At 53.2% G+C, this 6,649-nt stretch carries 5 protein-coding genes and 1 pseudogene; 4 read left to right on the plus strand and 2 right to left on the minus strand.

Features of this window, described 5'->3' with window-relative positions:
- On the minus strand, window positions 1–142 hold a 142-nt coding region (locus CWI69_RS12205), incomplete at its 3' end, for a transposase (protein ID WP_157984274.1).
- A 178-nt stretch (window positions 143–320) separates the two neighbouring features.
- On the opposite strand from CWI69_RS12205, the pseudogene CWI69_RS12350 reads away from it, so the two are divergent.
- The 4 genes and pseudogenes from CWI69_RS12350 to CWI69_RS12225 all read left to right on the plus strand — a co-directional run.
- Window positions 321–461, plus strand: a pseudogene (locus CWI69_RS12350) (transposase); the annotation flags it as partial.
- A gap of 139 nt (window positions 462–600) precedes the next feature.
- A complete protein-coding gene (locus CWI69_RS12215; protein ID WP_126764613.1) occupies window positions 601–1,242 on the plus strand; it encodes a hypothetical protein in 642 nt (213 codons plus the stop codon).
- A complete protein-coding gene (locus CWI69_RS12220; RefSeq protein WP_126764614.1) occupies window positions 1,239–2,696 on the plus strand; it encodes a Y-family DNA polymerase in 1,458 nt (485 codons plus the stop codon). Before CWI69_RS12215 ends, CWI69_RS12220 begins: the two co-directional genes overlap by 4 nt.
- Window positions 2,680–5,811 (plus strand): error-prone DNA polymerase, encoded by a 3,132-nt coding sequence (locus CWI69_RS12225; protein WP_126764615.1) that lies wholly within the window; start codon window positions 2,680–2,682, stop codon window positions 5,809–5,811. Before CWI69_RS12220 ends, CWI69_RS12225 begins: the two co-directional genes overlap by 17 nt.
- A 7-nt stretch (window positions 5,812–5,818) precedes the next feature.
- Here the strand turns inward: CWI69_RS12225 and CWI69_RS12230 are convergent, their stop codons facing one another.
- On the minus strand, window positions 5,819–6,367 hold the full coding sequence (locus CWI69_RS12230) for a gamma carbonic anhydrase family protein (RefSeq protein ID WP_126764616.1): 549 nt from the start codon (window positions 6,365–6,367) through the stop codon (window positions 5,819–5,821).
- Window positions 6,368–6,649: the final 282 nt, after the last annotated feature.

The following is a 6,649-nucleotide window of genomic DNA, read 5'->3' on the forward strand; positions in this document are numbered from 1 at the left end:
CGTATTTAGCACGCCAGTCGTAAAGTGACTTTACGGAAATGCCCAGACGATCAGCGACGTCATAAACAGAGTGCCCGCGCTCGGTGACCTGCTTGACGGCTTCAACTTTAAATTCTTCGGTATACCGTTTGCCTTTGCTCATAAACACCTCTAGTTTTAGTTACATTGTAACTGTTAAAAGTGTCTAGCAAAGTCTGGGAAGTCCAGTTCGAGAACCGGCTGGTAAGCGAGATAACTGACATAATGGGACTTCTGTAGTGGCAGACTAAACCCGAACATCATTTTAGGTGGTAGTATTACCCCTAACGAAAAGGTGTTCAATGGCAAAAAGACAACGTCGAATTTTCAGCACTGAGTTTAAACATGACGCAGCAAGCTTGGTTCTTGATCAAGGTTATAGTTTCGCTGAAGCATGCCGTGCGGTTGATGTTCATGAAAATACGCTGCGTAACTGGGTGCAGCCATCAGCTTTTGAATTCAAAGCTAAGGCATCGATTCGTGCGTGTATCCTAGCAACGGAATTTACCAGTTGCGTATTGCAGGAGTTGAAAAAAACAGCTACAGTTGTACTGTATAAATATACAGTATTGCGAGGTTGTTATGGCACATCCATTACAAGAGTTGGTACATAAGGGATGGGTCTGGCAGGGGCATGATGCGGCGGAGCAGTTGGCCAGTGATCAGCTGGTTGATACCGGCTGGCCTGAGCTTAACCGTCGCCTTGGTGGCGGTTGGCTGCGCGGCGCATTGCATGAGCTGCAAGTGCAGCACAACTTCCAGGGCGAACTGGCATTTTTAATGCCGGTACTCAGTGCTCAGCAGAAGCCTTGCTTATGGATAAACCCTCCGGCTCAGCCTTATTGGCCTGGACTGCATTATCAGCAGTTGCAGCAGGCGCCGTTATGGTTGCAGGAAAACGATCCTAAGCGCGCCCTTTGGGCATTTGAACAAGCATTACAAAGTGCAAGTTTAGGGGTGATTGTCGCCTGGCTTCCGACGGTTGATGCGAGTGCAGTGCGACGTTTGCAGCAAGCGGCCTCCCGCCATCAACAACTGGCATTTATTTTGACCCCCTGGCAGCAACAACAGGAAGCTCGTGCTTACGTGAACCGTTTGCAACTGCAGTGGCAACAACAGCAATTGCAGGTGGCGGTAGTAAAGCGGCGAGCTGGCTGGCCATTACCTCCGTTTCCTTGCCCGGTGACAGGGCATCTGCCGGAGCGGCGCCGGCGGTTCGCATGAGTCGCGACAAACTTTGGTGGTATTTAGCGCTGCCGCAGCTGCTGCTGGATGAACAGTTAAGCCTGCAGAGCGAAATCCAGCGGCAACAGCCACAAGTGTTGTGCCGTAGCGACGGGCAGCGCGCGCGAACTGTCGTGCAAGCCAATACTGCGGCTCGTCACGCTGGGGTGAAGCTGGGCATGGCTGAAGTTACCGCCAGTACATTAGTGCCTGAACTACAGCAGCGAACCTATGATGAACAACGTGAAGAGCAGGTATTGCAACGGCTCGCTCAGTGGCTGCACCAGGACATTGCGCAAATTGCGCTATATCCACCGCAAGGCTTACTACTTGAAGTCGATGATTTGCAACGGTTGTATGGCGACTATGCTGGTGTGCAGCGTCAATTAGCGCGGCGCTTAGCTCGGGTTGCGGTAGGCTATCAAATCGCGGCGGGGTACAGTCCTTTAGTTGCCCGCATTTTGGCGCAGGTCCCGCAGCTCAGCTTTGAACCTATGCGCGCCGCAAAAAGCGAGCTACTAGAAAAACTGCGACAGGTTCCTTTGCGGTTTGCTTTGCTCCCGGCTGCGCAACAGCAGCAACTTGAGAATGTCGGCATTCAGTGTCTGGGCGATCTATTGCAGCTGCCGGTGGGCGAATTAGGTGCGCGGTTTGGCCGCGCCATGGTGGCCTATGTGGCAGAGTTGCAGGGCGAATTATTGCCCCCGCAGCGTTACTATCGGCCACCACTGAAGTTCTCCGAACGTCTCGATTTAATGACTGAGGTGGCGTCGTGGCAACAGTTGTTATTCCCGTTGCGACGACTGCTGCAGCAATTAGAAGCTTTTTTACAAAGCCGTCAATTGAGTGTGGTCCGTTTTACTTTGTTGGCACACCATCGGGATCAAAGTCAGACCCCGGTACGCATTGCCTTTGCCTTACCTTTATGGCGTCAGCGTGAGATGCAGCAGTTGGTGCAGTTGCAGTTAGAGCGTCAGCAACTCGCCACGCCAGCGCTGGAATTAAGTTTGCGGGCCGATGCTTTTCAGGCACGCGAAGTCACAGCGACGAGTTGGTTACCCGCGCAGCAAGATGCGACGGCGCAGCGGGCCGAGCAACAGCAATTGCAAGCTTTGTTAGGCAAGTTGCAGGCGCGTTTAGGCACCGCTGCAGTGCAGCAGGCGCAGGCGCAAAATGACTGGCGCCCGGAAGCTGCACAACAATGGCAAACCGACTTGCAGACCGCGAAGGCGCCGAGTCAGGGATTACCCCGTCCGCTTTGGCTACTGCCCGAACCTGAGGCCATTGCCGTTCACGAATGGCAGTTGCAATGGGGCCCGGAGCGGATCCAGACCGGCTGGTGGGACGGGGAAGGCGTGCTCCGCGATTACTTTATTGCGGTGGATGCACTTGACCGGCAAGGCTGGATATTTCGTAGTCATGAGGAGTGGTACTTACATGGCTGGTTCAGCTGAGAAAAGCCTCCCGGACTGGCGCCCTATTGCGCTGAACTGTGTCAGTAATTACAGCTTTTTATATGGCGCTGCGCATCCTCATGAGTATGTTGAACGGGCATTGACGCTGGGCTACCAGGCCATTGCCATCACCGATGAATGTTCAGTTGCCGGCGTGGTGCGTGCTTATGTAGCGCAAAAAGATGTAGCCGCATCATTGCAGTTGTTGATTGGCAGCTTTTTTCAGGTTGAACAGCTGGGCGTGCTGATTGTTCTGGCGCGAAACCGGCAAGGTTACGGTCAGCTCTGCCGGCTGATTAGTCGTGGCCGGGAGCGCTGCAAAAAAGGCAGTTATCAGGTGTCTGCGGACGATTTCCTTAGCGGGCTGGACGATTGCCTGTTGCTGTGGCGACCACTTAACGACCTTGCCTTTAGTGCTTATCACCAGGCGCTGGGCGAAGCTTTTCCTCAACGCCTCTGGCTGGCGTTCTCGCGTCATTTTTGCGTTGATGATGCCAGCCAGTACCGCCGCTATAACAACTATCACCAGCAAAGTCGGTTGCCGGTGGTTGCTGCGGACGAGGTGCTCTACCCTGAGCCCGGACGGCAGCCGTTACATGATGTCGTCACTGCCATTCGCTTGCGGCAAAGGGTCACGGAAGTACGCACGCAGCTGCGGCCAAATGCGGAGCATTATTTACGTGATGCGGCACAATTACAGCGCAGTTATCCACAGGACTGGCTTGCCGCTACCCGGCAGATCGCGCAGCAGTGCAGCTTTCAACTCAGTGAATTGAGTTATGAGTATCCAGCGGAGCTGGTGCCTGAAGGACTAACCGCGACCGCTTATTTACGGCAACTCGCTTATGCCGGAGCCAAAGAGCGCTTTCCGAACGGCTTACGATCTGATGTGCAGGCCAAGCTGGAAAAAGAGCTCGCGTTAATTGCCGAGCTTCGCTACGAGTATTTCTTTTTAACCATTCACGACATTGTGCAATTTGCTCAGCAGCGCGACATTCTTTACCAGGGGCGCGGTTCCGCTGCAAACTCGGTGGTTTGCTATTGCCTGCAGATCACCGCAGTGAACCCTGATCAAATTGATGTACTGTTTGAGCGCTTTATTTCTAAAGAGCGCGATGAACCGCCAGACATTGATGTGGATTTTGAGCATCAACGTCGTGAAGAGGTGATTCAGTACATTTACCAGAAATATGGCCGTAAGCGCGCTGCATTAGCGGCAACCGTTATCCGCTACCGGTTGCGCAGTGCGTTTCGTGATGTTGGCAAGGTGCTGGGATTCAGCGAGCAGGAACTGGCGCATTATCTGCGCCAAATCGACCGCCGGGATCAGGATACCCCCTGGCAGCAACAGTTAGTGCAGTTGCAGTCGGGCCTGGCGACCACGGAGCGTGGGCGCTGGTTAGTGTCACTGACGGAGCAACTGCTGAAGTTTCCGCGGCATTTGTCGCAGCATGTCGGCGGCTTTGTTATTGCGGCTGGGGAGTTAGCCGATTTAGTGCCCGTTGAACATGCCAGTATGGCGGACCGAACCGTTATCCAATGGGACAAAGATGATCTTGAAACCCTTAAGCTGATCAAAGTGGATGTACTCGCGTTGGGTATGCTGAGCGCGTTGCAGAAAATGCTGCAGCTGGTGCGCAAACATTATCAGCGCCCGCTTGATCTGGCGGGCATTCCTACCGAAGACGCTAAAGTGTATGCGATGCTGCAGCGCGCGGACTCCGTTGGTGTGTTTCAAATCGAATCACGTGCGCAGATGAGTATGTTACCCCGCCTGCGCCCTGCTACGTTTTATGATTTGGTGGTACAGATTGCTATCGTGCGGCCCGGGCCTATTCAGGGCGACATGGTGCATCCCTATTTACGCCGCCGTGCCGGTGAAGAAGCGGTGACCTACCCAAGTGAAGCGGTACGGCAAGTCACCGAGCGCACCCTGGGGGTACCGATCTTTCAGGAACAGGTGATCAAGCTGGCGATGGTGGCCGCTGGCTTTAGCGGTGGTGAAGCCGATCAGCTGCGGCGTGCTATGGCGAATTGGCGCAGTACCGGTGAGTTACAGCAGTTTGAGACGAAATTGATTAGTGGTATGCGCGAGCGTGGGTATAGCTTAGATTTTGCCCAGCGCATCTATCAGCAAATCTGTGGTTTTGGCGAGTACGGCTTCCCTGAGTCTCATTCGGCCAGTTTTGCTAACTTAGCCTATGCCTCGGCGTGGTTTAAGTACCATTACCCGGCGGCCTTTTACTGTGCATTACTGAATAGCTTACCTATGGGTTTTTACTCAGCTGAACAACTGTTGCAAGATGCCCGTCGCCATCATCTGACTGTGCTGCCTGTAGATATTCAAACCAGTACCTGGGCACATCAGTTGGTTGCCATGCAAAATGGTTATGCGATCCGCTTAGGTTTACGTTTGATCAAAGGTCTGGCCGCACAACACGTCGATGCCCTGCTTGCCCGCCGGCCGCAACAGGGCTTTGCCTCGCTGCAGGAGCTGCGCCAACTCGGTGCCTCCCCTGCTCTTTTGCAACGCCTGGCTGCCGCCGATGCATTACATAAAGTCAGCGGCCATCGTTTTCAAAGTCAGTGGCAGGCATTGGCGGTAAAAGCTGAGCAGTTACCTTTGTTTAGCACCATCGATGATACCGGCTCAGATCGCGCAACCTTGCAGCAATTGCCAACACCTACAGAGGTAAGTGATATTGCAGCGGATTATCGTAGTCTGGGCGCATCGACACGGCGTCACCCGCTTGCCTTATTACGTGAGCGGCGATTATTGCGTGGTGTGCGTACGGCTACGGAGCTGGCCGGTTGTCGTCATCAACAGGTAGTTTGCGTGGTGGGGCTGGTCACCTGCCGGCAACGGCCTGGCACCGCTGGAGGGGTTACTTTTATTACCCTTGAAGATGAAACCGGTATGGTGAACGTGGTGGTTTGGCAAGCGACAGCACGGGCGCAACGCGAACTCTACCTTACGGCGCAACTCCTTAAAGTGTACGGCAAAGTTGAAATTCACGGCGACGTGATTCATGTCATTGCCGGACGTTTAGAAGATGGCGCGCCGCTGCTGGCCGAGCTTGAGCTACAGGCCAACCGTTCGCGCGACTTTCATTAGGCCTAGTTCAAACTGAGTGGACGTTCAGGGCGTACTCATCTTTTAGCATGACATAGTTCGCCGCCGACTCGGGTAAGAAGGCGAGTTCTTCATCATTTAACTTACGTTGTTCTTTGACCGGACTGCCAACATACAGATAGCCGCTGCGCAGTACTTTACCCGGAGGCACTAAACTCCCTGCACCAATGATGACGTCATCTTCGACGATAGCGCCGTCCATGATCACCGCTGACATGCCAATCAACACCCGCGCTCCAATAGTACAGCCATGCAGCATAACGTGGTGACCGACGGTAACGTCCTCACCAATAATAAGCGGATGGCCGTCTGGGTTCCGATTACTTTTGCGGCTTACATGCAACACACAGTTGTCCTGAATATTGCTGCGGGCACCAATGCGAATAAAGTTCACATCACCGCGCGCGGACACGAACGGCCAGATACTACTGTTTTCACCTAAGCTGACGTCACCGACAATAACTGCACTTTGATCTATATAGACGTGTTCTCCAAGTGTCGGCTCGACTCCTTGATAACTACGAATATCTCCATTCATCGGGTTTACCTCTCAATTTGTTATCTTTTTGATCCTAAGCGTTAACCTTTAAGACTAGCAGAAAGCCTTTAAACTGGCGAGTTGATACAAAAAAGCAGCGATCTGAACAACAAACCAGCAGTCAGTAAAAAAACAGCTAATTAGTTGGTTTTGGCGCTTGACGTGGCGACTTAAATCTCTAAAATGCGCTCCACGCTTGAGGCAGGCAACGAAGCCGCCGAAAGTAACAGTTTAGGGTCTTAAAAAAATTAGCCGAAAGGCTTGACACTAAACGCCGAGGCT

Source organism: Pseudidiomarina halophila, assembly GCF_003987215.1.
In the GTDB taxonomy this organism is placed as follows: domain Bacteria; phylum Pseudomonadota; class Gammaproteobacteria; order Enterobacterales; family Alteromonadaceae; genus Pseudidiomarina; species Pseudidiomarina halophila.